At 63.3% G+C, this 24,603-nt stretch carries 22 protein-coding genes; 16 read left to right on the plus strand and 6 right to left on the minus strand.

The window, feature by feature from the left end:
* Positions 1 to 37 precede the first annotated feature (37 nt).
* The 3 genes from IVA96_RS06455 (at position 38) to IVA96_RS06465 (ending at position 1,886) form a co-directional block, all read left to right on the plus strand.
* Positions 38 to 403 (plus strand): hypothetical protein, encoded by a 366-nt coding sequence (locus IVA96_RS06455; RefSeq protein WP_247280205.1) that lies wholly within the window; start codon positions 38 to 40, stop codon positions 401 to 403.
* Between the two features lie 130 nt (positions 404 to 533).
* Positions 534 to 1,274 (plus strand): TetR/AcrR family transcriptional regulator, encoded by a 741-nt coding sequence (locus IVA96_RS06460; protein ID WP_247280204.1) that lies wholly within the window; start codon positions 534 to 536, stop codon positions 1,272 to 1,274.
* Positions 1,275 to 1,394: 120 nt separating this feature from the next.
* The gene (locus IVA96_RS06465) at positions 1,395 to 1,886 is read left to right on the plus strand and encodes a DUF2852 domain-containing protein (RefSeq protein ID WP_247280203.1); all 492 of its coding nucleotides are present in this window, start codon (positions 1,395 to 1,397) and stop codon (positions 1,884 to 1,886) included.
* Between the two features lie 120 nt (positions 1,887 to 2,006).
* Here IVA96_RS06465 and IVA96_RS06470 read toward each other — a convergent pair whose 3' ends face one another.
* Together IVA96_RS06470 and IVA96_RS06475 are read right to left on the minus strand one after the other, a co-directional pair.
* Positions 2,007 to 3,170: a fatty acid desaturase gene (locus IVA96_RS06470; RefSeq protein WP_247416217.1), complete on the minus strand. Its 1,164-nt coding sequence runs from the start codon at positions 3,168 to 3,170 to the stop codon at positions 2,007 to 2,009.
* A gap of 345 nt (positions 3,171 to 3,515) precedes the next feature.
* Complete coding sequence (locus IVA96_RS06475; protein ID WP_247280201.1) at positions 3,516 to 4,034, minus strand: DUF2231 domain-containing protein; 519 nt, start codon at positions 4,032 to 4,034, stop codon at positions 3,516 to 3,518.
* Positions 4,035 to 4,468: 434 nt separating this feature from the next.
* Here IVA96_RS06475 and tolQ point away from each other — a divergent pair, with 434 nt between their 5' ends.
* From tolQ to ftsH, 10 genes are all read left to right on the plus strand, one after another.
* Positions 4,469 to 5,185, plus strand: coding sequence for a protein TolQ (gene tolQ, locus IVA96_RS06480; RefSeq protein WP_028180156.1), 717 nt, complete (start codon positions 4,469 to 4,471; stop codon positions 5,183 to 5,185).
* A gap of 43 nt (positions 5,186 to 5,228) precedes the next feature.
* Entirely contained in the window at positions 5,229 to 5,678 is a 450-nt protein-coding gene (gene tolR / locus IVA96_RS06485; protein ID WP_028173005.1) for a protein TolR, read from the plus strand.
* Positions 5,679 to 5,681: 3 nt separating this feature from the next.
* The gene (locus IVA96_RS06490; RefSeq protein WP_247280200.1) at positions 5,682 to 6,641 is read left to right on the plus strand and encodes a protein TolA; all 960 of its coding nucleotides are present in this window, start codon (positions 5,682 to 5,684) and stop codon (positions 6,639 to 6,641) included.
* 23 nt (positions 6,642 to 6,664) lie between these two features.
* Positions 6,665 to 8,032 carry a Tol-Pal system beta propeller repeat protein TolB gene (tolB, locus tag IVA96_RS06495; protein ID WP_247280199.1) on the plus strand — a complete coding sequence of 456 codons (1,368 nt, stop codon included), beginning with the start codon at positions 6,665 to 6,667 and terminating at the stop codon, positions 8,030 to 8,032.
* 242 nt (positions 8,033 to 8,274) lie between these two features.
* Positions 8,275 to 10,605: an EAL domain-containing protein gene (locus IVA96_RS06500; protein ID WP_247280198.1), complete on the plus strand. Its 2,331-nt coding sequence runs from the start codon at positions 8,275 to 8,277 to the stop codon at positions 10,603 to 10,605.
* A 153-nt stretch (positions 10,606 to 10,758) separates the two neighbouring features.
* Positions 10,759 to 11,493, plus strand: coding sequence for a hypothetical protein (locus IVA96_RS06505; RefSeq protein ID WP_247280278.1), 735 nt, complete (start codon positions 10,759 to 10,761; stop codon positions 11,491 to 11,493).
* Between the two features lie 268 nt (positions 11,494 to 11,761).
* A complete protein-coding gene (gene pal, locus IVA96_RS06510; protein ID WP_247416220.1) occupies positions 11,762 to 12,250 on the plus strand; it encodes a peptidoglycan-associated lipoprotein Pal in 489 nt (162 codons plus the stop codon).
* Positions 12,251 to 12,438: 188 nt separating this feature from the next.
* Entirely contained in the window at positions 12,439 to 13,506 is a 1,068-nt protein-coding gene (ybgF, locus tag IVA96_RS06515) for a tol-pal system protein YbgF (RefSeq protein WP_247280197.1), read from the plus strand.
* A gap of 82 nt (positions 13,507 to 13,588) precedes the next feature.
* Positions 13,589 to 14,647 carry a tRNA lysidine(34) synthetase TilS gene (gene tilS, locus IVA96_RS06520; protein WP_247416221.1) on the plus strand — a complete coding sequence of 353 codons (1,059 nt, stop codon included), beginning with the start codon at positions 13,589 to 13,591 and terminating at the stop codon, positions 14,645 to 14,647.
* Positions 14,648 to 14,936: 289 nt separating this feature from the next.
* Positions 14,937 to 16,859: an ATP-dependent zinc metalloprotease FtsH gene (ftsH, locus tag IVA96_RS06525; RefSeq protein ID WP_035998585.1), complete on the plus strand. Its 1,923-nt coding sequence runs from the start codon at positions 14,937 to 14,939 to the stop codon at positions 16,857 to 16,859.
* A gap of 172 nt (positions 16,860 to 17,031) precedes the next feature.
* On the opposite strand, the gene IVA96_RS06530 is transcribed toward ftsH, so the two are convergent.
* On the minus strand, positions 17,032 to 17,892 hold the full coding sequence (locus IVA96_RS06530; protein WP_247416223.1) for an EamA family transporter: 861 nt from the start codon (positions 17,890 to 17,892) through the stop codon (positions 17,032 to 17,034).
* Positions 17,893 to 17,964: 72 nt separating this feature from the next.
* Entirely contained in the window at positions 17,965 to 18,579 is a 615-nt protein-coding gene (locus tag IVA96_RS06535) for a TetR/AcrR family transcriptional regulator (RefSeq protein WP_247416225.1), read from the minus strand.
* A 156-nt stretch (positions 18,580 to 18,735) separates the two neighbouring features.
* On the opposite strand from IVA96_RS06535, the gene IVA96_RS06540 reads away from it, so the two are divergent.
* Entirely contained in the window at positions 18,736 to 19,647 is a 912-nt protein-coding gene (locus IVA96_RS06540) for an arginase family protein (RefSeq protein WP_247416226.1), read from the plus strand.
* A 43-nt stretch (positions 19,648 to 19,690) separates the two neighbouring features.
* Here the strand turns inward: IVA96_RS06540 and IVA96_RS06545 are convergent, their stop codons facing one another.
* Complete coding sequence (locus tag IVA96_RS06545; RefSeq protein ID WP_247416227.1) at positions 19,691 to 21,181, minus strand: hypothetical protein; 1,491 nt, start codon at positions 21,179 to 21,181, stop codon at positions 19,691 to 19,693.
* 393 nt (positions 21,182 to 21,574) lie between these two features.
* Between IVA96_RS06545 and IVA96_RS06550 the strand changes: the two genes are divergently transcribed.
* Positions 21,575 to 21,739, plus strand: a complete 165-nt coding sequence (locus IVA96_RS06550; RefSeq protein ID WP_247280192.1) for a Flp family type IVb pilin — start codon at positions 21,575 to 21,577, stop codon at positions 21,737 to 21,739.
* Between the two features lie 266 nt (positions 21,740 to 22,005).
* On the opposite strand, the gene IVA96_RS06555 is transcribed toward IVA96_RS06550, so the two are convergent.
* Positions 22,006 to 23,658, minus strand: coding sequence for a hypothetical protein (locus tag IVA96_RS06555; protein WP_346347885.1), 1,653 nt, complete (start codon positions 23,656 to 23,658; stop codon positions 22,006 to 22,008).
* A gap of 120 nt (positions 23,659 to 23,778) precedes the next feature.
* On the opposite strand from IVA96_RS06555, the gene IVA96_RS06560 reads away from it, so the two are divergent.
* Positions 23,779 to 24,459 (plus strand): TetR/AcrR family transcriptional regulator, encoded by a 681-nt coding sequence (locus IVA96_RS06560; RefSeq protein ID WP_247416228.1) that lies wholly within the window; start codon positions 23,779 to 23,781, stop codon positions 24,457 to 24,459.
* Positions 24,460 to 24,603: the final 144 nt, after the last annotated feature.

Below are 24,603 nucleotides of genomic sequence, written 5' to 3' on the forward strand. Positions count from 1 at the left end.
CGCGGCTAGCGTCAATCGATCAACAAGGAGAGAACCGATGAGCACCGAACAGAAATTTCTCGCTGTCTATCTCGGCAGCATGACGGGTACGAAAATGGCGGCCTGGCGCGCGCTGCCCGAGGCCGAACGGAAAGCAAGGGAGCAGGAGGGCATGGCCGCCTGGCACGGCTGGGTCGAGAAGCACCAAGCCGTCATCGTCGAGATGGGCGGCCCGCTTGGCAAGACCCGCAGGATCGACGCGAGCGGCATCACCGAGGTCAGCAATGCCCTGACCGGCTTCACGGTCGTGCGGGCTGCCTCGCAAGAGGAAGCTGCCAGGCTGTTCGAGAACCATCCGCATTTTGCGATCTTCCCGGGCGAGGCGATCGAAGTCATGCCCGTGCTGCCCATTCCGCAGATGTAGCTTTCGGCCGAACTTCCTTCCTGGGCCCGATACTGACGCATCGGACCGGCCTGGACGTGCGAAATACGGGTTAATGATGCCTCATCGCCGCTAGTGACCTTCACGCCCGGCTCATGTAAAAGTCGTTCACATGAGCTGGCGCAAGGAGCAACGCCGCGCCGAGCGCGGCTATCACCACGGCAATCTGAAGGAGGCCCTGTTGCAGGCCGCTCTCGGGCTGATTGCCGAGAAGGGCGCGGCCGGCTTCACCTTTGCCGATGCTGCGCGCATGGCCGGGGTCAGCGCGGCGGCGCCCTATCGGCATTTTCGTGACCGCGACGAGCTGTTGTCCTCGATCGCCCAGCGCGGCTTCGAGCAGTTCGAGGCGCGCCTGACTTCGGCCTGGGACGATGGGCGTCCCGACACGGTCACCGCGTTCGAGCGCGTCGGCAAGGCCTACCTTGCCTTCGCCCGCGATGAGCCCGCTTTCTATAACGCGATGTTCGAGTCCGGCCTGCCGGTCGATGCCAATCCGGCGCTACAGGCCGCCAGCGAGCGCGCCTTCAACATCATTCGCGCCGCCGCGGAGCGGCTCGCGGCATTGGCGCCTCCTGGCACGCCGCGGCCGCCGGCGATGATGATGGCGCTGCACATCTGGTCGATGGCGCATGGCGTGGCCTCCTTGTTTTCCCGCGGCGATGCCGCGCGACGAAAACTGCCGATGTCGCCGGATGAACTGCTCGAAGCCGAGGTGCTGATCTATCTGCGCGGTCTCGGCTTCCCAACCGATCGCCGCCCGCAGAAGAAGAGCGCCGAGCCGCCGCCGGTGCCACCGGAGGCGTCCTCCGGTTCAGGCGTGCCGCCCGGCGGCCCCTGGGGCAAGCCGAAATAAAATTGCGCAAATAATTCGGCGCCCCTGTCTGGCGGCTGGCTTGACAAAATCGCGGGATGGTCTAGCTATGTAAATGTTATTTACATTCACAACGGCGCTGATGCCGTCATGGAGATGGAAATGGCCTACACCGCTGATGTCAATCGATGGCGCGGCCCCTCGGACCAATACCAACAGTACCAGCGTCCTCACATGCTGGAGACGCCCTGGCATCCCGGCTGGATCGCCGTGACCATTCTCGGCTTCATCATCTGGTGGCCGATCGGACTTGCCCTTCTCTTTTTCACACTCGGGAGCAGAAGAATGTCGTGCTGGAGCCACCAGGATCGCTGGCAGAACAAGATGGAGAAGATGCAGTACAGGATGGACCGCATGCGCGATCGCATGGAGCGCCGTGGCTTCGGCTTTGGCTTCGGCCCGCCGTCATCCGGCAACCGCGCCTTCGACGAATATCGCGCCGAGACGCTGCAGCGGCTCGAGGAAGAGCAGCGCGAGTTCAAGGATTTTCTGACCCGGCTGCGTCACGCCAAGGACAAGGAAGAGTTCGACCAGTTCATGGCGCAGCACAAGACGCGTCCGACCCCGCCGCCGACAGACCAGCAGCAGGGTTGACACCTCTCAAAGCCTTCAGGCGCATGCCCCCAAAGTCCTGATGGCCCCGAGCCGCCCGCCTGCGCAACCCGCAGGCGGGCGGTTTGGTTTTCAGGGAAGCGCGGCGGTCAGCCGCAACGTTCAGGTCGTGGTCGCGAGCTGCGCGCGGACCGACGCCAGGAAGTGTTCGTAGGCGTGGTCCACGATTTCGTTGAGCGATCGTGTTCGCGCGAACATCGCCTTGGCCTCGGCGAGAAACTCGTCCCGGCTCGGGATCTTCGGCAGATGCAGATGCGTCAGCGCATCGACGCCTTCGTGCGCGCGGTTGAGGATGTCGTGCAGCGTCGGCAGTTGCAGCTGGGCGAGGTCGGCCCGGCGCCGCGCCGACGAGATCGCATGCGCCAAGGTCTGCGCATCGAAACGTCCGGCAAGTTCGCGGGCCGCCCGATTGATGACCCGCGAGCCGAGCGGTTGCTCGTTGCGCAGCACCTGTTCGGGCGGCGCCTTCATGTTCCAGACGACGCCGACCCACGACAAGACCTTCAGGACGTAATAGGTCACGTCGATCTCCCACCAGCGAAAGCCTTGTCGCACGCTGCTCTGGTAGGCGTGGTGATTGTTGTGCCAGCCCTCGCCCAGGGTGAACAACGCCAGCAGCCAATTGTTGCGGGAATCATCACCCGTCACGTACCGCTTGCGTCCATGCACATGGGCGAGGGAATTGATGCAGAAGGTCGCGTGATAGACCAGCACCGTGCTCCAGAGGAAGCCGACGACCAGACCTGACCAGCCCGCCACCAGGAAGCAGAGCGCTGCAAGCACAAAGGCCGGCAGCAGCTCGAGCCGATGCAGCCACATCAGCTCCGGATAAGCGGCGAAATCGGCGATCTTGACGAGGTCGGTGGCGTCGTGCTGCCGGGAAAAAATCCAGCCGAGATGGCTGTAGAGGAAGCCGCGGTGACGCGGCGAGTGCACGTCGGTTTCCGTATCGGAATGCAGGTGATGGTGCCGATGCTTGGCCGCCCACCACAGGACGCTCTTCTGCGCGCTGCTCTGCGCGAGGCAGGCCAGGATAAACTGAAACACTCGGCCGGTCGCAAACGCCCGATGTGAGAAGTAGCGGTGGTAGCCGGCTCCGATCGCAAACATCCGCACGCAATACAGTAAGACGCAGATCACGAGTGCCTGCCAATCGATGCCTGACCAGATCGCTGCAACGCAGCCGAGATGGACCAGCAGAAACGGCAGGGCGGAGGGATACATGATGTCGTCATGCTGGTCGTCGGCGGCGGTGTTGGGCGACATGTTTTCAGAGTGACCTTGAACGAAGATGATGCGTTTCGCTCCGGCGGCGCCAAAGTCGGCCGCCTGTGAAAAACCCCGCTGATGGCGTGCCACCGCGGGGTCGCGAACGAGATGCTTTGCTGGTACATTCGGCCAAAGCAGTCGGCCGAAGCTCGACGAACATATGGTCCTGAATGCCTGCTATGCAAGCACGTAGTCTCACGGAAACGGCACCGAGCGCACGCCAGGTCGAGCGCAGCGGCCGATCGCCGAGGATTTCGACCGTGCCACCGGCATGATGATCGGCGCCAATGTGGCGATCGGCGGAGGTCACAAGCCTTTCAGAACATCAGCATCGGCACGGCGTCAGGCGGCCCGCCGGTGGCTCTCGCCGCCACGATGTGGCGTGACCGGCTCCGAACTGGTCTGGCCTGGCGCGTCCAGCACCGCGACGTGATGCCGATACACCATTTCCCAGCCCTTCCATCCCGTGAACAGGAGGATACCGACGACGATGAGCGACAGCACCACGCCCCACGGCTTGACCGCAGCTTCAGTGCCTTGCGCGTAGCGGAGATAGAAGTTCACCAGCGCCAGCACGACCGCCGCGAGATTGCCGACCATGTGGTACCAGGCATCATTCAGGCGGCGGATCCGGGGCTCGCTGAAGAAGTCCGTAAAGCCGGCCGCAGCAGCAACGAGCGCCATGACGATGCCGGCTCCGATCAGCCAGATCGCGGCGCGCGCCCAGAAAGTATCGCCGGTTCCGATGAATGCCAGATCGGCGATGGGCGCGCCGACCAGGAACGCGACGGGGAATGGAATCAGCATGGGGTGCAGAGGGTGGTCGCCGACTGCGGCGGTCGTTTTGGGGTTGATGCTCATGGAAAACCTCGCAAAAATGAATTTCTGGGACAACTTTTCCGGGCGAGAGCTGGTTCCTGCAGGCACGGGACGGAGGAGGCGGAACTCCCCTGTCCCGACGCCGCGGACCCTGCCTGCCTCCATCCCCCTGCGTTGCCTGCCTTTCCCGTAGCCAAACTCGCTGGCGGTAACCCGGCATTAACCAACGCCGGGCTCTGGTAATTGCGGACAGTCGCGCCCGAAGCCGTGTCGAAGCCCATAGTTTTGACATCTTGGCGGGGAATGCAGGCGACCGGCTTTGGAAGAGCCTTTGGACGAGCCCTGCACCCCAAAAAGACAAGGCTTTGAGCGGGCTTGCCAGCCGCGCCGGTTCTAGCGCGGCTGTTGGGGAACACCGGCAGCCATTTGCTGGCCGAAGGACGTCAGGTAACGATCGCCTTGAGAGGATACTGCTTATGAATCCGGCCGACGTGGCTCAGTCAGCCCTTCCGGTTGCTGCCTCCGCCGACGTGTCGCTGATTGCGCTGTTCTGGCAGGCTCACTGGATCGTGAAGGCGGTGATGCTGGGACTTCTGTCCTGTTCGGTCTGGGTCTGGGCGATCGCCATCGACAAGATCTTTCTTTACGCGCGCACGCGGCGCTCGATGGACCGATTTGAGCAGGCCTTCTGGTCCGGCGAATCGATCGAGGAGCTCTATCGCACGCTCTCGGCCAAGCCGACCCATTCCATGGCGGCCTGTTTCGTCGCGGCGATGCGCGAATGGAAGCGTTCCTTCGAGAGCCATGCCCGCTCGGTCGCGGGCCTCCAGATGCGCATCGACAAGGTGATGAACGTGTCGATCGCGCGCGAGGTCGAGCGGCTGGAACGCCGGCTCTTGGTGCTCGCGACGGTCGGCTCCGCCGGCCCCTTCGTCGGCCTGTTCGGCACGGTCTGGGGCATCATGTCGAGCTTCCAGTCGATCGCGGCGTCGAAAAATACCTCTCTGGCGGTGGTGGCTCCCGGTATTGCCGAGGCGCTGTTTGCGACCGCCGTCGGCCTTATCGCCGCCATTCCTGCCACTATTTTCTACAATAAGTTCACCTCCGAGGTGAACCGGCAGGCCCAGCGGCTCGAGGGCTTCGCGGATGAATTTTCCGCCATCCTGTCGCGTCAGATCGACGAGCGGGGCTGACCGACGGCATGTATAGTGTGAAGGGCAAATTGGGCACCAGACCATGGGCATGAACGTCGCGAGTTCGTCCGGAGGCGGCGGGCGCCGCAGCCGGCGCAAGCCGGTCATGGCCGAGATCAACGTCACTCCCATGGTCGACGTCATGCTGGTGCTGCTCATCATCTTCATGGTGTCGGCACCACTGCTCACCGTCGGCGTGCCGCTCGATCTGCCGCAGACCCAGGCGAAAAGCCTCGAGCAGAACGACCAGAAGCCGATCCAGATGTCAGTCGACATCAAGGGCAAGGTGTTCATCAACGACGCCGAGATCGCGATCAACGAGCTGGTGCCGAAGCTCAAGGCGATCACGGACGCCCGCGGAGGGCTCGAGGAACGCATCTATCTGCGCGCCGACAAGAAGGCCGATTACGGAACGGTTGCCAGGGTGATGGGCCTGTTATCCGGCGCGGGCTTCAAGAAGCTGGCGCTCGTCACGGAAGCGGATCAGGGGTAGGCCGTGAAGGTGAAGGTCGACAAGACACTCGTTGCGTCGATTGCTCTCCACGTCCTTGTGCTGGGATGGGGGCTCGTCACCTTTAGCAGCAAGGCCTATGTGGCGCCGGAAGAGTCGCTTCCGATCGACATCATCTCCTCGGATCAGCTCGCGAAGATGATGGCAGGGCAGAAGACCGGCGACAAGGACAAGCCGAAGCCGAAGGTGGAGAAGATCGCGGAGCCCAAGCCCGAGGAAGACGCTGTCGGCAAGGTCACCGAGAAGAAAGAGCTGATCAAGACCAACTCGACGCCCGAGCCGCCGCCAAAACCCGTCGAGAAGCCGGTCGAAAAGAAGCCCGAGCCGCCGAAGCCCGTTGCCGAGGCAAAGCCGAAGGAAGAGCCGAAGCCGCAGGAAAAGAAGCCTGATCCGGCCAAGGAAGATCCGATCGCCGAGCTCCAGAAGAAGCTGGAGACCAAGAAGCCGCCGCCAAAGCCGGTTGAGCAAAAGGTCGCGGCGGTGCAGCCGCAGCAGCAGCCGAAGCCCAAGGAGCGCACCTTCGATCCCGCCCAGATCCAGCGCGACCTCGACAAGCGCGCTGCCACCCGGCACGAGCTCGCCGGCTCGACGTTGAACGCGTCGGCCTCGCTAGGAGCGGCGACGGGGACGGCCGCCAACAACGTCGCGACCTGGCGTGGTGCATTCCAAGGCGCAGTCAAGCGCTGCTTCACGCCGACCTATAACGGGCAGGATGCCGAGCAGTATGAGGCCGACATCGACATTCCCATGAAGATCGATGGATCGCTCGCCTCCGAGCCGATCGTCGTCGCGGTGAGGGGACCGTCGCGGTCGATCGCCCAGGCGGTGGCGGAGAGCGCCAAGCGCGCCATCGTGCAGTGTCAGGTCTACTCGTTCATGCCGAAGCAGCAGTACGAGAGCTGGAAGCTCATTCCCATGACTTTCGGCCTGAAAGATATGTTGTGACATCCGAACAAAAGAATTTTGCAATGAATGACGTCCGATCGATGAACCGCCGCCGCTTCATGACCCTGACCGGATCGACGCTCGCGATGCTCGGGGGCGGCCGGGCCTGCGCGCAGGGCCAGGAGCCCCGCCTTCGCATCGATCCCACGGCGTTCCAGCCGATCCCGATCGCGATCACCAACTTCGTGCCGGGCTCGCCCGCCGACGGCGACGTCGGCAACGGCGTCACGCAGGTGATCACCAACAACCTGAAGCGCTCGGGGCTGTTCGCGCCGATCGACCAGGCCGCCTTCATCGAGCGCATCAGCAACATCGACGTCGCGCCGCAATTCCAGAACTGGAAGACCATCAACGCGCAGGCCCTCGTCACCGGCCGCATGACGCGGCAGCCCGACGGAAGGCTCAAGGCCGAATTCCGCCTGTGGGACGTCGTCTCCGGCCAACAGCTCGCCGGCCAGCAATATTTCACCTCGCCGGAATATTGGCGCCGCATCGCCCACATCATCTCCGATCAGATCTACGAGCGGATGACTGGCGAGAAGGGCTATTTCGACAGCCGCGTGGTGTTCGTGGACGAAACCGGGCCGAAGGAGCGCCGCGTCAAGCGACTTGCGATGATGGATCAGGACGGCGCCAATGTCCGCTACCTGACCCGCGGCTCCGACCTCGTGCTGACGCCGCGGTTCTCGCCCAACTCGCAAGAGATCACCTACATGGAGTTCGGCCAGGGCGATCCGAAGGTCTATCTCTTCAACATCGAGACCGGCCAGCGCGAGATCGTCGGCAATTTCCCCGGCATGACCTTTGCGCCGCGCTTCTCGCCGGACGGCCAGCGCGTCATCATGAGCCTGCAGCAGGGCGGCAATTCCAACCTGTTCGTGATGGATCTGCGCTCGCGCTCGACCACGCGCCTCACCGACACGCCGGCGATCGACACTTCTCCTTCTTATTCTCCAGATGGCAGCCGGATCTGCTTCGAATCCGATCGCGGCGGCAGGTCGCAGATCTATGTGATGGCGGCGGGCGGTGGGCAGGCGCAGCGCATCTCCTTCTCCAAGGACGACACCAACGCCAGCTATTCGACACCCGTGTGGTCGCCGAAGGGCGATTACATCGCCTTCACCAGGCAAGGCGGCGGGCAGTTCGCGATTGGCGTCATGAAGCCGGACGGCTCCGGCGAGCGGCTGCTCACCTCCGGCTTCCACAACGAAGGCCCGACCTTCTCGCCGAACGGCCGCGTGCTGATGTTCTTTCGCGACCCCGGCGGCAACAGCGGACCGTCGCTGTACAGCGTCGACATTTCGGGGCGCAACGAGCTGAAGGTGCCGACGCCAGGCTTCGCCTCAGACCCGGCGTGGTCGCCGCTATTGTCTTCGACGGCGGGCCAATAAAGAGTTACGCGGTCAGACGCGCAACGTTGTCGAAAATGCGGGCAGATTTTTTCGGCTTCGCTGAGGAAAGCAAGCTTTCCTTCACCTTGCGCTCGGCAAGGCTTGCCTAGTAGCTTGAAATATCAGCAGAAATAGGTTCGCCATTGCCGAAAAACAACTCCACTTTAACGATGTTCCCTCAGAAAGGCTTCATCTGGGTTGAGTAAAACTACGCGCCAAACAGGACGCGCGTACAGATACAAATGCAGTTCGCAAGCCAGAGCGGAGAACCTGAGGAGCAGGCCTCGCCGACGATTTCGGCGGCGCTGACCGATTCGCTGTTCGAGGCTCCTGGCACGGTGCTTACCGGCATCATCTTCTCGGCGTTCGCGGCATCCTTGACGGCGCTGAAGACGGGACAGACGCTGATTTGGGGATTTGTTCCTCTTCTCATTCTCGCAGGAGCTATACGGGCCTTCGATTTGAGCCGGTACCAGGCCCGAAAATCGGTCCTGAGCGCGGAACAAGCGGCAAATCTGCAAATGCGCTACCAAGTCGGAGCGCTCATCCAGGCCGTCGTGATTGGTCTATGGTGCTCCACGACCCTGCTGAGCAATGACGACGCCATCGCTCACATGATTGCCCTCTCGGTCACCACCGGAATCGTGGCCGGAGGAGCGGGGAGAGCTTACGGACGGCAGTCGATATTTCGTCTGCAAGCCACCTTGATATTCGGCCCGGCTGTGGTCGCGCTGGCGCTGCGCGGCACGCCCTATTACGTGGCAATGTCCGTCGTGTGCGCCGCGTTCCTGCTCTCGGTCATGCGGCTCTCCGGCAATCTGCACAAGATATTTCTGCGCGCGGTTATCGCACGCGAGCGCGAGGCTGCGCTCGCCGGCCAGTTCGACACGGCCCTCAACAACATGCCGCACGGACTCTGCATGTTTCGCATCGACGGCCAACTCGCGGTGATGAACCACCGCTTTGGCGCGATGATGGACCTGCCCGACAATCTCGCCCAGAACGGCACGAGCGTGCGCGGCGTCGTCGCCGCATGCGTCGAAGCGGGATCGATATCGGCCGCGAGCGGCGACCTGATTATTGCCGACATCGAAACCGCGCAGGCGAAGGAAATCATCACCACCGACCCCGATCCGCGAAGGAACCGTTCGCTGTCATGGACCGTCCAGCCGATGGCTGATGGCGGCGCGGTGGTACTGCTCGAGGACATCACCGAGCGGCGCAACGCCGAGGCCAGGATCAGCCATCTGGCTCGCTACGATGACCTCACAGCGCTGCCGAACCGTGTCAATTTTCGCGACGAGATCGAGCGGTTGCTCGCCGTCGCGCGGAATTCAGCGCGTCTATCCGCTCTGCTGTTCGTTGATCTTGACCAGTTCAAGCAAGTCAACGATACGCTGGGCCATCCCTGCGGTGACCAGCTCCTGTGCGCGGTGGCCAACCGTCTGCGCGAGATGCTGCGCCCCGAGGATTTCGTCGCCCGTTTCGGCGGCGACGAGTTCGTCGTGTTCCAGCAGAACCTCTCCTCGCCCGAGGACGCAGCTGCGCTGGCCCGCCGTATCGTCGAGCGGCTGAGCGAGCGCTATCGCATCGACAACCATCTGGTCGAGATCGGCGCCAGCGTCGGCATCGCACTGACCTCGCCGGATGGCACCAGCGCCGATACGCTGCTCAAGAACGCCGATATGGCGCTGTACCGCGCCAAGGCCGACGGCCGCGGCACCTTCTGCTTCTTCCGCGACGAGATGGCGGCGACCGTCGAGGCCCGCCGCATCCTCGAGCTCGACCTGCGCAAGGCGCTCGCTCACGAGGAGTTCGAGCTGTTCTATCAGCCGCTGGTCAATCTGAAATCCGGCAAGATCACCACCTGCGAGGCGCTGCTGCGCTGGAATCATCCGGTGCGCGGCACGGTCTCGCCGGTCGACATCATCCCGGTTGCCGAAGACATGGGCCTGATCGTCGATCTCGGCCGCTGGATCCTGCGCCGCGCCTGCATGGAATGCGCGAAGTGGCCGGAGGGCGTCAGCGTCGCCGTCAACTTCTCGCCGCAGCAATTCCACCAGCGGGACGTGCTGAGCGAAATCCGCTACGCGCTCGAAGTGTCGGGCCTGCCGGCGCATCGGCTGGAGATCGAGATCACCGAGTCCTCGCTGCTGCGCAACACCCAGCTCACGCACGACATCCTGTCGCAACTGCATGCGCTCGGCGTGCGCATCTCGCTCGACGATTTCGGTACCGGCTACTCCAGCCTCAGCTATCTGCACAATTTCCCGATGCAGAAGGTGAAGATCGACCGCTCCTTCCTGGAGGGCATCGACGCCGACCGGCCGCTGACGCTTTTGCGCGGCGTGGCAAGACTGTCGGCGGACCTTGGCATGTCCGTCGTGGTCGAGGGAATCGAGACCAACGAGCAGCTCGAACTGATCAGTGCCGACGGTACGGTGACCGAGGGACAGGGTTATCTGTTCAGCCGGCCGGTACCGGCGGTGCGGGTGCGCCAATTGCTCAATGCCTCGCACGGCATTCGCGGCGGCAAGGATCAGGTGGTCGCCGTATCGCGATCGATCGCCTGACTTCCAGTTCTCAATATCCCTTCGTTTCCGCTCGTTCAGCATCACCGTAGTCGTACGGGGTTAACCGTAACCGATTCAAGTCTTTGCAATTCCGTTAATGAACCATTAATCTCTACCTACTCGCAGAGGTTGTTCGGAGCGTAGAGATTGCAGATGAAGTCCGGGGCCGAACCGCAGACGGCGCTCCTTCCGCGCGGAGCCGCGCTGTTCGATCGCATCGACTATCGCCTCCTCGAAACGCCGGAGGACAATGAAACCCTGTATCGGATGCGCTACCGCGCCTATCTGCAAGCAGGACTGATCCCACCGTCCGAGTCCCAGCGAGTAACTGACCGTTTTGATAGCGCGCCCAACGTTTGGAATTTCGGCGTCTACGTCGCAGACGAGCTTTGCGCTGCCGTGCGCATCCACGTTCTGACCTCCGAATGGCGGATGTCCTACACCACGGAGGTGTTCGGCGACGTCCTGCATCCTCGCCTGGACCGGGGCGAGGTTTTTGTCGATCCGTGTCGATTTGTTGCCGATCCCGAAATGCAGCAGCGGTTCCCTGAACTGCCCTATCTGACGGTGCGGCTGCCTTTCGTAGCTTGCGAGCATTTCAATGCCGATGTCGGACTTTCGATGGTGCGGACCGATCATCAGGCGTTCTACCGCCGCGTGTTCCTGTCCGAGACTCTCACTGAGCCGCGTTCATTTCCGGGCTGGCCGACGAAGAAAGCCGTCCTGATGGCCTCGAATTATCCCAAGGTCCGGGAAAAGATCCTGACGCGTTTCCCGATCATGCGCTCGAGCGCGTTTGAGCGGCGGATGCTATTTGAACGGGGCACCCACCGGATCGCCGCACCCAGGCCGGTTCTTGTTGCCGGCGCTGTGGCCGCCCAGGCCTGATCCCTCCGCCTCGTTTGTGGTTCATGTGTTTTCAGGCGCTGGCAGCGGGGGTTCTATCCTGGTGCAAGCGCGCGTTCTGGTCATAAGCACCGCTTGCCTTCACCCTTGCGCCACATTTACAACCCATTAACCATGACGGGTGCTTTTCGCTGGTTGGGGGCATTTGACTGGCTGAGGCAAGGTTCCGTCAAGGTTGACGGAACGTTCGCTTAACCAACCCCCTGTAGACCGGACAGCAGTGGACTAACGCGAGCGTGGAGGCTCCGGAATGAAACATCCTATGCGTATCCTCCAGGGATTGAAGCTGGTCGCGGTGCTTGCTGTCGCGCTGTCGATGGGCGCCTGCGCCAACAAGAATGCTGCGACGGATGCGATGGCCAACGCGGCGACGCCGGGCAGCCAGCAGGACTTCGTCGTCAACGTGGGTGACCGCGTGTTCTTCGAGAGCGACCAGACCGATCTGACCCCGCAGGCGATCGTGACCCTGGAGAAGCAGGCGCAGTGGCTGCAGACCTATCCGCGCTACAGCTTCACCATCGAAGGTCATGCCGACGAGCGCGGCACCCGCGAATACAACATCGCGCTCGGCGCCCGGAGAGCCCAGTCGGTGCGTTCGTTCCTCACCTCACGCGGCATCGATCCGAACCGCATGCGCACGATCTCCTACGGCAAGGAGCGGCCGGTGGCCGTCTGTAACGACATCTCCTGCTGGTCGCAGAACCGGCGCGCCGTCACCGTCTTGAACGCGAGCTCCTGACGCTTCAGTCAGGTGCCGTTCAGCTTCAGAACTCGATTATGCCGGCGCCCTCTCGGGCGCCGGTTTCGTTTCAGCATTCTGTGACGGAAACCCCTTGGTACCAGTCACATTTTTGGCGTACTCCACTTCAATGTGTGGCGCGTCGAATGTTCCGTTGCAGGCCATTTCGCTTTTGTCGTCAGGGCAAGATGTCATCCAGATTTAAGGTCTTTACCGGCACCGCGGCGATTGCCGCGCTGCTCTCTTTGTGCTCGCCCGCACTTGCGCAGTCGGTCTTCGCGCAGTCGGATGATGCCGACCCCGAGATGCGGATCGAGCGGCTGGAGAACCAGCTGCGCCAGCTCACCGGCCAGAACGAGCAGCTGCAATATCGCAACCGCCAGCTCGAGGAGCGGCTGCGGGCGCTCGAAAGCGGCGCGCAAGCCCCGCCCGGACAGGCGCCCAGCGTCGCGGCGATGCCGCCTGCCCAGATCGCACCCAGCCAAGTCGCGCCGGGCTATCGCCAGCAGCAGCCGCAACAACCGGCCGTGCAGCCGAATTACGAGCAGCCGCAGATCGCGGCTCCCGCGCCGATCGTTCAGGAGCAGCCGGCGCCTGGCGCACCGGGCACGCGCCGCCGCGGCGATGCCTTCGATCCGAACCAGAACCCGACCGCGCCCGGTGCGCCACGTGCGCTCGGCGGTGGGCAGCAGCCTATGCCGGCAGGAGCACCGGGCGGACGCGGTGCCGGCGAGCCGCTCGATCTTGCCAACACCAGCCCCCGTTATCAGCAGCAGGCCGCTCCCCCGGCCGCCCAGCCCGGCTATCCGCCGGCCCAATCCGGCTATCCCGCGCCATCAGGCGGCGCTGGCCTGACGACGCTGCCGCCCTCGGCAACGCCGCGCGACGAGTTCGACCTCGGCATCGGCTACATGCAGCGCAAGGACTATGCGCTCGCCGAGCAGACCATGAAGAATTTTGCGCAGAAATATCCGAGCGACCCGCTGCTCGGCGATGCGCAATACTGGCTCGGCGAGAGCTACTTCCAGCGCCAGCAATATCGCGATTCCGCGGAAGCCTTCCTCGCCGTCACCACCAAATACGAAAAATCGGCCAAGGCGCCGGATGCCCTGCTGCGACTCGGCCAGTCGCTCGCCGCGCTGAAGGAGAAGGAGGCCGCCTGCGCCGCCCTCGGCGAGGTCGGCCGCAAATATCCGCGCGCCTCGGCCGGTGTCAAAGCCGCGGTCGATCGCGAGCAGAAGCGGGTGAAGTGCTGACGCCTGGCGTTTGAGTCCTGACAATGCGGATGGTGCTGCGCTAAACATCGCAATCATCCGCTGACGATTGCTGGGCCGCGTCATGTCAGACGACGACAATTCTCCGATCTCGGCACGTGAGGCGAGGCGACTGTTCGCCGGCCTCAAAACTTCGCCGGCGCTGGTGCTCGCGGTCTCGGGCGGGCCAGACTCGGTCGCGCTGATGTGGCTCGCGGCCCGCTGGCGCCGCAGTCTTGCGCGCGGCCCGCAACTCACCGTCGTCACCGTCGATCACGGCCTGCGCCCGGAAGCGGCCCGCGAGGCGCGCGAGGTCAAGCGTCTCGCCGCCGAGCTCGGATTGCCGCACCGGACTTTGCGCTGGCGCGGTGCAAAGCCGAAGACGGGACTGCCTGCCGCGGCGCGCGAGGCCCGCTACCGTCTGCTCGCACAGGCGGCGCGGGCCGTCGGCGCAAGTTATGTGCTGACCGCCCACACCCGCGACGATCAGGCCGAGACCCTGTTGATGCGAATGATCCGCGGCAGCGGACTTGCCGGGCTCTCGGCGATGGCTGGTGTCAGCGAGCGCGATGGCATCGTGCTGGCGCGTCCGCTGCTCGACGTCCCGAAGGCGCAGCTGATCGCGACCTTGAAGCGGGCGAAGGTCGGCTTTGCCGATGACCCCTCCAACCGCGACACCGCCTTCACTCGGCCGCGGCTGCGCGCGCTGCTGCCACAGCTCGCGGCCGAGGGCGGCGATGCCCGCACGCTGGTGCGGCTCGCGTCAAGGCTGGCGCGCGCCAATGCGGCGGTCGAGGTGCTCGCCGACGGCGCCGAGCGCTTCCTCCGCTTGCGGGATCGCGACGTTGCGCCGCAGGCGGGCGTTCGGAGCTTCGAGGCCTCGGCATTTGCCGCCCTGCCGGAGGAGGTCCGGCTGCGGCTCCTGCTGCGGGCCATCGACGCGCTCGGGCACGAGGGGCCGGCGGAACTCGGCAAGGTCGAAAGCCTGATGGCCGTGCTCGATCGGGTCATCGCCGCAGGTCCCCGTCCCGCCGCAAATGGCCGGCCGGTTCTGAAGCAAACGCTCGCGGGAGCCTTGATCAGCCTCGCCGGCGGGCGTATCCGCATCGCGCCGGCGCCGCCGCGGCGGCGCAAGGGCGCTTGAACTGTGTATGAACGCTGCATGAGGTCGGGATCATGACACCGGCCGGTCTGGCTCTGCGCCTCAGGCGACCTTAACCAGGCGGGAAAAACCCCGGCTCGGGCGCCATTATTTCAGCGGGAATCGCGCTAAGATGGGATAAATAGTCCCATCTCGTTCCCTTGGCAGCGACCGGGGCGGCACCTAAATTGTATGCGTCTAACCGAGAGGATTCCTTGGGATTTCCTCGCATTGACCAAAGTAACTGCCCAAGGATCACGGCCGCGATCCGCGCGACCACGAAGGAAGATCGATGAACGCCAATCTGCGCAATTTCGCCCTCTGGGTCATCATTGTCTTGCTGCTGTTGGCGTTGTTCACGCTCTTCCAGAATCCGGGTCAGCGCGCTTCCTCGCAGGACATCGCCTTCTCCCAGCTGCTGAGCGAGGTTGACCGCGGCAATGTGCGCGACGTCGTGATCCAGGGTCCCGACATCCACGGCACCTTCACCAACGGCTCCAGCTTCCAGACCTATGCGCCGAACGACCCGACGCTGGTGAAGCGCCTCTATGACAGCAAGGTGCAGATCACGGCGAAGCCGCCCGGCGACAACGTGCCGTGGTTCGTCTCGCTGCTGGTCTCCTGGCTGCCCTTCATCGCGCTGATCGGCGTCTGGATCTTCCTATCGCGGCAGATGCAGGGTGGTGCCGGCAAGGCGATGGGTTTTGGCAAGTCGCGTGCGAAGATGCTGACCGAAGCGCATGGCCGCGTCACCTTCGAGGACGTCGCCGGCGTCGACGAGGCCAAGCAGGACCTCCAGGAGATCGTCGAGTTCCTGCGCGACCCCGGCAAGTTCCAGCGCCTCGGCGGCCGCATCCCCCGCGGCGTGCTGCTGGTCGGCCCGCCCGGCACCGGCAAGACCCTGATCGCGCGTGCGGTCGCGGGTGAAGCCAACGTGCCGTTCTTCACCATTTCCGGTTCCGACTTCGTCGAGATGTTCGTCGGCGTCGGTGCTTCCCGCGTGCGCGACATGTTCGAGCAGGCCAAGAAGAACGCGCCCTGCATCATCTTCATCGACGAAATCGACGCCGTCGGTCGTCACCGTGGCGCCGGTCTCGGCGGCGGCAATGACGAGCGCGAGCAGACGCTGAACCAGCTGCTGGTCGAGATGGACGGCTTCGAGGCCAACGAGGGCGTGATCCTCATTGCCGCGACCAACCGTCCCGACGTGCTCGATCCCGCGCTGCTGCGTCCCGGCCGCTTCGACCGCCAGGTCGTGGTGCCCAATCCTGACGTCGTCGGCCGCGAGCAGATCCTCAAGGTGCATGTTCGTAAAGTTCCGCTGGCGCCGGACATCAATCTCAAGACCATCGCGCGCGGCACGCCCGGCTTCTCCGGCGCCGACCTCATGAATCTCGTCAACGAAGCCGCCTTGACCGCCGCCCGCCGCAACAAGCGGATGGTGACGCAGGCCGAGTTCGAGGAGGCCAAGGACAAGGTGATGATGGGCGCCGAGCGCAAGTCGCTCGTCATGACCGAGGAAGAGAAGCTGCTCACGGCCTATCACGAGGGCGGCCACGCCATTGTCGGCCTCAACGTGCCCGCGACCGATCCGATCCACAAGGCGACCATCATCCCGCGTGGCCGTGCGCTCGGCATGGTCATGCAGCTGCCGGAGCGCGACAAGCTGTCGATGTCGCTGGAGCAGATGACCTCGCGCCTCGCCATCATGATGGGCGGCCGCGTCGCCGAAGAGCTGATCTTCGGCCGCGAGAAGGTGACCTCGGGTGCGGCCTCCGACATCGAGCAGGCGACGCGCCTTGCCCGCATGATGGTGACGCGCTGGGGCCTGTCGGAAGAGCTCGGCACCGTCTCCTACGGCGAGAACCAGGACGAGGTGTTCCTCGGCATGTCGGTGTCGCGCACGCAGAACGCCTCCGAGGCGACGGTTCAGAAGATCGATTCCGAGATCAAGCGCCTGGTCGAGGAAGGCTACAAGGAAGCAACCCGGATCCTCACAGAGAAGCGCGCCGACCTCGAGACGCTTGCCAAGGGCCTGCTCGAGTTCGAGACGCTGACTGGCGATGAGATCGTCGACCTGCTCAAGGGCAAGAAGCCGAACCGCGAATCCGTGCTCGAGCCGACCACGCCACGCGCCTCCGCGGTGCCTCCGGCCGGCAAGCCGCGCCCGCGCCCCGATCCGGATCCCGGCCTGGAGCCGCAGCCGCAGGCGTAAGCTGCGAACGGCAGATCGACTCGAAAAACGCGGCGGCAACGCCGCGTTTTTTTCTTGGTCGAGCGCGCGTTCGGGAGCGGACATTCTTGCCCGTCATTGCGAGTTGGGACCGGCATAGAGGAGCCGACGCCCGCTGGTACTCAGGTGTCGATGCCGCACGCGGCGTCCGGGCTCAAGCGCGGCGTACGCTCCGCCTGAGCTGCGTCATCGCCACGCCGGAGATCGCGAGCAGCCCACCGACGATCAATTTTGGCGTCATGCGCTCGCCAAGGATCAACACGCTCGACATCAAGGCGAACACCGGAAGCAGCAGGCCGAAGGGCGCGATGCGGCCCATGGAGCAACGCCCGATCAGCCAGAACCAAAGGCCGAACCCGACGATTCCTCCGATGAAGATCGTGTAGGCGAGGGCCAGCCAACCACGTCCATCCGCCGTGGCGAGGCTCGCCATCTGTCCATATTCGAGCAGCAGCGACATCAACATCACTTGCGGCACCGTGAACAGTGACGACCATCCCATCAGCATCAGGGGATCAAAAGGGCCGTAGCGTTTCGTCAGAACGTTAGACACCGCGAATGCCAAGGCTGCCCCGACCACGAGCAGCAGAGGAAGCCAATTGGTGGACAGGCCCGGCTCCGCCGCCAGCACGACCACGCCGACGAAGGCCAGCAGCACTCCGGCGGAGGTGGTGAGAGACGGCCGCTCGCTGAGCAGCGGCCAGGCCAACAGCACGGTGAAGGGCGTGGCGAGCTGATAGGCGACGGCCGACATACTTCCCGAGCCGAGCCCAAGGCCGACATAGAAGAGGCCGAAGTTCAAACCGCCAAGGAAAATCGAAATGCCCGCGATAGGACGGAGCTGCTCGCGCATGGGTCTTTTGACGAACGGAACGAGCACCAGCGCGATCGCCAGAAAGCGCAGCGCGAGGAAGAAGAGCGGCGGAAACTCCGCGACGCCGACCTTGATCGCCACGAACTGATAGCCCCAGAGCAGGGGGACGGCTACCGCGCAGACGATCTGGATGGCAGACATGGCGCGTTTTCTTTCAAGACCGATTGGTTCAAATATAGGCGCACCAGTTGCGGTGCGTGCCTGAAGAGTCGTCTACCTGATGAAGCGATCGAGAAGAGCGTCAGCGATGGCTTGCGACGTGGTCCTTGCCGGCGCGGTTTTGCCAACGACGCGCAGCCCCTCGACGAAACAGACGAGAATCTTGGCGGCACTCGAGGGATCGACATCCTCCGCCAACTGGCCTGCTGTCTTTGCGCGGGATAGTGTGCTCGCCACCCTGCCCTCCATCGCCCTAAAGAAGCCCGCGACGCGGCGGTCTACTTCGGAATCCTGCCCGGCTAGCTCCATGGCTGTGGCTACCAGCAGGCACCCGCGCCGGCCATTGGCACCGCTGGTGCGCTCGACGTAGCCGGCCAGAAAGGTTCGCAGGCCATCGATCGGCCCCTTGCGAGGGCTGAGCTCGACATCCATGCGTGCCACCGCATCGGCAATGTAGCGATCGAGCGCGCGAAGGAACAGCGAGTGCTTGTCACCGAACGCGGCGTAAAGGCTGCCACGCGACAATTTTGTGGCACGAAGCAGGTCCGGCAGCGCGGTGGCGTGATAGCCGCGCGACCAGAACGCGTTCATCGCGCGTTCGACGGCGGCGTCCACGTCGAAGCTTCGCGGGCGGCCGCGAGGCAATTGCGCTAGGGGCTGGCGGCTCATGCGTGATATATAGACCGATCGGTCCTCAAATTACAAGTGGCGGCGGCCAGGCTCCAGCTCAGGAAATCCGAGGACGTCTGGTCTTATGGGAACACAGCCGGGCAACTTACGTTGGAGATCATAGCGTATCGCGGGATACTCGGAGTGCGTCCCGACATGGCGACTTTTTTGGGCGTTGAGGCCTGCGACTTGGCCGCCGCGCTTCCGGCTGCCGACGTGATCTTGTTTGGCGCTTCAGATGCCACGCCTCATCTTGCAGGTCAGACGAGCCATGCCGCTAAGGCGCCGGATGTCATTCGTCGTGCCCTGCGCCATTATGAGAGCGATCTCACCCGTTGGGATTTTGATCAAGACGCCGAGTTGCTCGAATCAGCAAGCATGAAGGTCCTCGACGGTGGGAACCTGCTGACGGACCCAACAACACCGGAGAGCAATCGAGACGCGATCAGAGCAACTACACAAGCAATACTTTCCGTCGGAGCTGTCCCGATCCTGCTGGGCGGTGATGATTCGGTTCCGATACCCTTCTTCGAGGCATTCCATAAGACCAAAGATCTGACGATCCTGCAGATTGACGCCCATCTCGATTGGCGCGATCAGCGAGACGGATCAGGCTATACATTCTCCAGCACAATGCGGCGAGCCAGCGAATTATCTTGGGTGAAGCGCATCGTCCAAGTCGGTTTGCGGGGCATTGGCGGCTCTGGTCGCGGTGAACTTGACGATGCGAAAGCATGGGGCGCGAAGATTTTCACTGCCAGAGAGCTCCGACGTCACGGAATCGCTAGCGTTCTCGAAGAAATAGAAGACGACGGTAAGTGCCTCATCACCATCGATTGTGACGGTCTTGATCCGTCAGTCGTCCCGGGTGTGCTCATCCCTCAGCCGGGCGGTCTGCACTATTTCGACGTTATTGAACTGCTGCAAGGTATTGCGTCAAAGTCTACGATCGTCGGATTAGACGTGGTCGAGTTCGTCCCGCATCGCGATTTGCGAGATATTGGAGCAACTACTGTCGCGCGAATTCTCTGCAATGCGATAGGTTGCATGCGGAAACGGGCGGTGTAACGGCTAGCCAGCCACCTGCGCCGGACGCCATCGGCTTACGTCCTCACTTCGTCAGCACCGCCGCCGAGCCTTCGGCATTCTCCCGCACATGGATCACCGCGATGTCATCGGTGTAGATCCGCTTCCAGCCCTTGAGCTGGTCGAGAATCTGCGGGCCCGGCGCATCGGCGACCAATAGCGTTGCGTCGATCTTGTGCTCGTCGAGCAGACGCGGCAGCAGATCCGGCTTCTTGCCCTCCGTCGCCTTGAAGAAGTCCATGACGAATTTCTCGCCATAGAGCTCGGCGCGGCCGTCGACGAAGACGGGGATGTCGCGCGAGATCAGATAGCCGCCGAACTGATAAGCGTTGAAGATGCGCTGCACCTTGCGCTGTTCGAGCAGGTCGACCGCTGCCACCGGCGTCTGCGTCATCGTGAAGCTGAAGCGGTGGTGCCCCATGTAGATCGAGGTTGAGCTCCAGCTTGCGGCCACGATCATCAGCGCGCCGAGCGCGGTGACGTAGCGGGCCGGCCAGCGGTCGCCATCAGTGGCGTCGATCTGCGGGCGCGAAAACATCTCGCCGAGCGGCTTTGCCAACACCAGCGGCACCAGAAAGGCAAAGGCCTCGATGCTCCGGACATGCGTCAGCGCACTCCAGGTCAGGAACAGAATCAGGAAGATCCTTGGCGCCGAGAGCACGAGGCCGCGATAGTAACCGAGCGCGATCAGACCGAGCAGCGCGCCTTCGAACGAGGTGAACGTGGCGAAATTCGCCGGCATCCATTCGAAGATCAGTGACAGCAGTTCGCCGAGGCTGAGGATGTTGGTAGCACCCATCAACGTCTTCCAGCCGTAAGGCGTGCAGCAGCTCGCGACCAGGGCGCCGATGCCGAATAGCACCCAGCGCAGGAACAGTTGGAGTCGTCGTCCCTTCTCGGCATGCTCGACCGCCTCGAGCGAGATCGGGCCGATCAGCGCCAGGCCCAGCACGAAGCCGCCGTGCAAATTCGCCCAGAGCGCCATCAGCGGCAGCCAGGCCCAGGACGGCGCGCTTCTGCGGTCGGCAGCGGCCATCAAGAGGCCGACCCACGCCACCATGACGGGCAACGCCAGGATGTGCGGACGCGCCAGCACGTGATGCAGCGACAACAGCAGCGCCAGCATCGCGAACAGCACCGCGCGCGGTGCCTCGATCTGGGCGTCGAGCAGATAGACGAAGATCGCGGCCGAGAGCGCGACCCCGACCGCGGTGAGGATCACGGGCCCGGCCCAGCCCCATTGCGCATAGGAGAACGCGAACATCACCTGCGACAGCCACGACGTCGAAATCCAGGGCGCGCCCGTCCGCGTGAAGGAATAGAAGTCGGTGGTGGGCACGGCGCCGTGATCGAGGATCCATTGCCCGATCTTGATCTGCCAGAACGAGTCGGAGTCCTGAAGCAGCGTGTCGCCGACGAAGAGGAAGAAGAGATAGGCGCCGGCACCGACGCAGAGCGGCGTCAGGGCTCGTGCGCGGCCCTGCACCGCGATGCCGTTGGCAAAGGAAAGGGACATGCCGCCTCGTCGTCCTGTTGTTTCTTGTCGGTCCGAGCATGATCCGCAAAAAGTGTGTAGCAGTTTTCCGGAAAGATCATGCTCGAAACAATAACTTGAAGCGCGCTGAACGATTCATCTGGTCGCGCTTCAGTCCGAGCGGGCGGCATTGGACCACGGCGGTGATAACTTCGGGTAAACTGGCGCCGGTCAGTCTCATCTCCCGACGATTTAACCGGTTGTTTTCAATTTCGGTTTACCATCGGCCAATACACGCAAACCGCTCCGTGTTTGCGCAGTCGAATTAACTGCGGCGAAATTCTTTGCCCCTAAGTTGGGTTTCATGGTCGGGCGGCGCTGGGAAGCCGAGAAGACCAGATTCAGTTATAGCCCGTATACTCTTTGGAGCAGTCTATGAAGAACCTCGTTTCGCGTTTCGTGAAAGACGAATCCGGCGCCACCGCCATCGAATACGGCCTGATCGCCGCCGGTATCGCGCTCGCGATCATCACCGTCGTCACCAACCTCGGCAGCACGCTGAACGGCAAGTTCGGCTCGATCTCGACCAGCCTGAAGTAAGACTGGACGACTTAAGAATTTCGAGAGCCCCGTCCCCGATGGGGCTCTTTTCTTTTGGGCGATGCAGCTGCAGTCGGACGACCGCCTAAGGTGTATCGTTCAAGTCGCCCGCTTGGCAGGCGCCTCACCATGCGGCTCAAATATCCCGCCGCAAACCACTTGAGAGTCCGCCCCAGACGGACGCTTCGAAGGAGAGCTGAAGGCAAGCTTCCGCCAGGGTTTTCTTCTTACGCGCAAGGTCGCGAGAGCCAGCGGCCTTGTTTGGCTCACCGTGACGCGGGAGGTAGCTGCACCGGTGCGTCATCGCGGACGTGAACCACGGCGATATCATCCGCATAGAGCTGCTTCCACCCCGGCAAATGGTCCATAATTCTAGCGGCGGGAATGCTGGTGTTCAGCAACGTCGCATCGATCCGGTAGGTCTCGAGCAGACGCAGCAGAGTCTCCACGTTCTTGCCCTCAACGGCATCGAAGTAGTCGAGCACAAACTGCTCTCCATACAGCTCGGCGCGGCCATCGATGAAGCTCTTGATGTTGCGGGTGATCAGATAGCCTCCGATCGGAGCGGTGCTGAAGATCCGCTGCGCGTGCCGCCGTTCGAGCAGGTCGACCGCAGCCGCGGGACTCTGATTGGCAATAAAAGCATACCGGTGCGGCGTCGCATAGGAGCGGGTGATGCTCCAGCCGGCGACGACGATCACGAGCGCCGCAATTGCGGTCATTGTAAAGGAGAACCGCGGTTCTTGCGCCACAGCTCTCGTCAGTCCCAATTGTTCGGCGAACGGCTTTGCGACCACGAGCGGGGTCAACAGGGCAAAGACCTCGATGTTTCTGACGTGGGTGAGTGCCGCCCAGGTCAGGCCTAGCAGCAGAAGAATGCGGGTCCACGGCAGCGTCAGTCCGCTGCAATAGCCGATAGCGATCAAACCGAGCAGGGCGGCTTCAAACGGGCTGAACGAGCTGAAGTCGGCCGGCATCCACTCCCAGATCAACGAGAGCAGCTTACCGAGGCTGAGGATTTTCGTGGCGCCGAGAAGCGTGTCCCAGCCGTAGGGCGTGCAGCAGCTCGCGGCAAGCGCAGCAAGTCCGAACAAGGCCCAGCGCGCCGCCACTGCAAACCGGTCGTTGCGATCTGCGGCCACGATTGCATCGAGGCCAATGGGGCCAATCAGGACCAGCCCCATGACCAAACCGCCGTGAAGATTGGCCCACAACGCCATCAAGAGCAGCAACAGCCAGGAGGGCGCAGTGCGCCGATCGGCGGCCGCCAGCAACCCGCCGACAAAGGCAAGCATGACAGGCAAGGCCAGCATGTGCGGGCGGGCGAGAAAGTGGCCGACCGACATCGCGAGCAGCGGAGTGAGGAGCAGAAAGGCGCGCGCAGGTTCCAGATAGGGCTCAAGCAGGTAGACGAAAATCGCCGCAGTCACACCGATCGCGAGCGATGTCAGGATCACTGCGCCCGACCAGTTCGATGGTTCGTAAACAAGCGCGAACAGCACTTGTGACAGCCAGGAACTCGAGATCCAGGCCTCGCCGGCCCGCGTGAAGGAATAAATGTCGTTGTAGGGAAGTGCGCGGTGTTCGAGGATCCACTGCCCGATCTTGATCTGCCACAGCGTATCGGAGTCGCGCAGCATGACGTCGCCGATGCCTAGAAAGAACACGTAGACAATGGCGCCAATGCAGAACGGCATGAGCCAGCGCGCAACGCCGCGGACGGGAACGCTGCTCGTGATGGAGATCGACATTGCACTCTCGGAGTTGAATGACCACGCACAACAGCGCGTCAGCACCTGAACATGATCGCCTTTAAGTTGAGGTAAACTGGACCGGCTTGCCGCGGCCCAGCGGTGCAAGGATGCTTTTACTACTACTTGCTTGCTTGCAGCCCAGTTGCGTGGCGCTCGTATGCTCATTTGTATCTTGTCATCCACCCTGAATAGTTGTTCAGTCCTTGCGGGGCAATTTGCATCTTTCGACGTGACGAAGCGTTCGGCCGCGGGGCGTGGCTGGCGCGTGGGGACAGGAAGCGCGCCATGGTTTATCGGCGGACGCATCAAGTGGTGAAGCGCCTTGCAGCCCGGCGCAGTGCGATATTGGCGGCGGCGCGGGAGGCTGCGGCCGAAGGCGGGATGGCGGCTGTGCAGATCGCGCCGGTCGCGCTCCGGGCCAATGTTGCGGCGGGGACGGTCTACCGCTACTTCCCCTCCAAGGCCGAGCTGATCTCCGAATTGATTGCGGAGGTTTCGCGCGACGAACTCGCCGCCATCCGGCGGGCGGCCGACGGCGCGCCGGGGCCGTCCTCGGCGCTGGCGGCCGCGGTCACCACCGTGGCGGTCCATACGCTGTCGCAGCGCAGGCTGGCCTGGGGCATCTTGGCCGAGCCCGTTGATGTCGATGTCAGTGCCTCGCGCCTTGCCAGCCGCCGCGAGATCGCCGGCGAGATTGCGTCACGGATCGACGCCGCCGTGCGCGCCGGCCATCTGCCGGCGCAGGATACCGCGCTCGCTGCCACCGCGCTGCTCGGCGCGCTGCATGAAGCCCTGGTCGGGCCGCTCGCGCCCGACAATCTCGAGGATCCCGTCAAGATGCGCGACGCGGTGCAGACGGTGACGCTGCTGGCGCTGCGTGCGGTCGGCGTCATGGACGCCCGGGCCAGGGGGCTGGTGGTGCAGCAGACGTTGCTGCCGACCGCGAAGGCGCTGGTTGGGGCGTAAATCCGCCGCGCGATCGGGGCGGAGGCCTGATTGCGCTCAGGCCGTTGCTCGAACAGGGCTTTTCGAAAGACCGCAGCACGGGCGCCGAATGGGCCTTCTACTGTGCATGGGGTTGTTTTCGCAGTTTTTGTTTGAGCAGCCGGA

The organism is Bradyrhizobium sp. 159, assembly GCF_023073795.1.
In the GTDB taxonomy this organism is placed as follows: Bacteria; Pseudomonadota; Alphaproteobacteria; order Rhizobiales; family Xanthobacteraceae; genus Bradyrhizobium.

Bases quoted from the DNA above. Each gene is read 5' to 3' on its own strand.
- pal (WP_247416220.1), top strand. From the start codon at position 11,762: ATGAAACATCCTATGCGTATCCTCCAGGGATTGAAGCTGGTCGCGGTG.
- IVA96_RS06530 (WP_247416223.1), bottom strand. From the start codon at position 17,892: ATGTCTGCCATCCAGATCGTCTGCGCGGTAGCCGTCCCCCTGCTCTGG.
- IVA96_RS06505 (WP_247280278.1), top strand. From the start codon at position 10,759: ATGAAGTCCGGGGCCGAACCGCAGACGGCGCTCCTTCCGCGCGGAGCC.
- tolQ (WP_028180156.1), top strand. From the start codon at position 4,469: ATGAATCCGGCCGACGTGGCTCAGTCAGCCCTTCCGGTTGCTGCCTCC.
- tolB (WP_247280199.1), top strand. From the start codon at position 6,665: ATGAATGACGTCCGATCGATGAACCGCCGCCGCTTCATGACCCTGACC.
- ftsH (WP_035998585.1), top strand. From the start codon at position 14,937: ATGAACGCCAATCTGCGCAATTTCGCCCTCTGGGTCATCATTGTCTTG.
- IVA96_RS06555 (WP_346347885.1), bottom strand. From the start codon at position 23,658: ATGAGCATACGAGCGCCACGCAACTGGGCTGCAAGCAAGCAAGTAGTA.
- IVA96_RS06460 (WP_247280204.1), top strand. From the start codon at position 534: ATGAGCTGGCGCAAGGAGCAACGCCGCGCCGAGCGCGGCTATCACCAC.
- IVA96_RS06560 (WP_247416228.1), top strand. From the start codon at position 23,779: ATGGTTTATCGGCGGACGCATCAAGTGGTGAAGCGCCTTGCAGCCCGG.
- IVA96_RS06535 (WP_247416225.1), bottom strand. From the start codon at position 18,579: ATGAGCCGCCAGCCCCTAGCGCAATTGCCTCGCGGCCGCCCGCGAAGC.
- IVA96_RS06550 (WP_247280192.1), top strand. From the start codon at position 21,575: ATGAAGAACCTCGTTTCGCGTTTCGTGAAAGACGAATCCGGCGCCACC.
- tolR (WP_028173005.1), top strand. From the start codon at position 5,229: ATGGGCATGAACGTCGCGAGTTCGTCCGGAGGCGGCGGGCGCCGCAGC.
- IVA96_RS06465 (WP_247280203.1), top strand. From the start codon at position 1,395: ATGGCCTACACCGCTGATGTCAATCGATGGCGCGGCCCCTCGGACCAA.
- IVA96_RS06455 (WP_247280205.1), top strand. From the start codon at position 38: ATGAGCACCGAACAGAAATTTCTCGCTGTCTATCTCGGCAGCATGACG.
- IVA96_RS06500 (WP_247280198.1), top strand. From the start codon at position 8,275: ATGCAGTTCGCAAGCCAGAGCGGAGAACCTGAGGAGCAGGCCTCGCCG.
- tilS (WP_247416221.1), top strand. From the start codon at position 13,589: ATGTCAGACGACGACAATTCTCCGATCTCGGCACGTGAGGCGAGGCGA.
- IVA96_RS06470 (WP_247416217.1), bottom strand. From the start codon at position 3,170: ATGTCGCCCAACACCGCCGCCGACGACCAGCATGACGACATCATGTAT.
- IVA96_RS06540 (WP_247416226.1), top strand. From the start codon at position 18,736: ATGGCGACTTTTTTGGGCGTTGAGGCCTGCGACTTGGCCGCCGCGCTT.
- IVA96_RS06545 (WP_247416227.1), bottom strand. From the start codon at position 21,181: ATGTCCCTTTCCTTTGCCAACGGCATCGCGGTGCAGGGCCGCGCACGA.
- IVA96_RS06475 (WP_247280201.1), bottom strand. From the start codon at position 4,034: ATGAGCATCAACCCCAAAACGACCGCCGCAGTCGGCGACCACCCTCTG.
- ybgF (WP_247280197.1), top strand. From the start codon at position 12,439: ATGTCATCCAGATTTAAGGTCTTTACCGGCACCGCGGCGATTGCCGCG.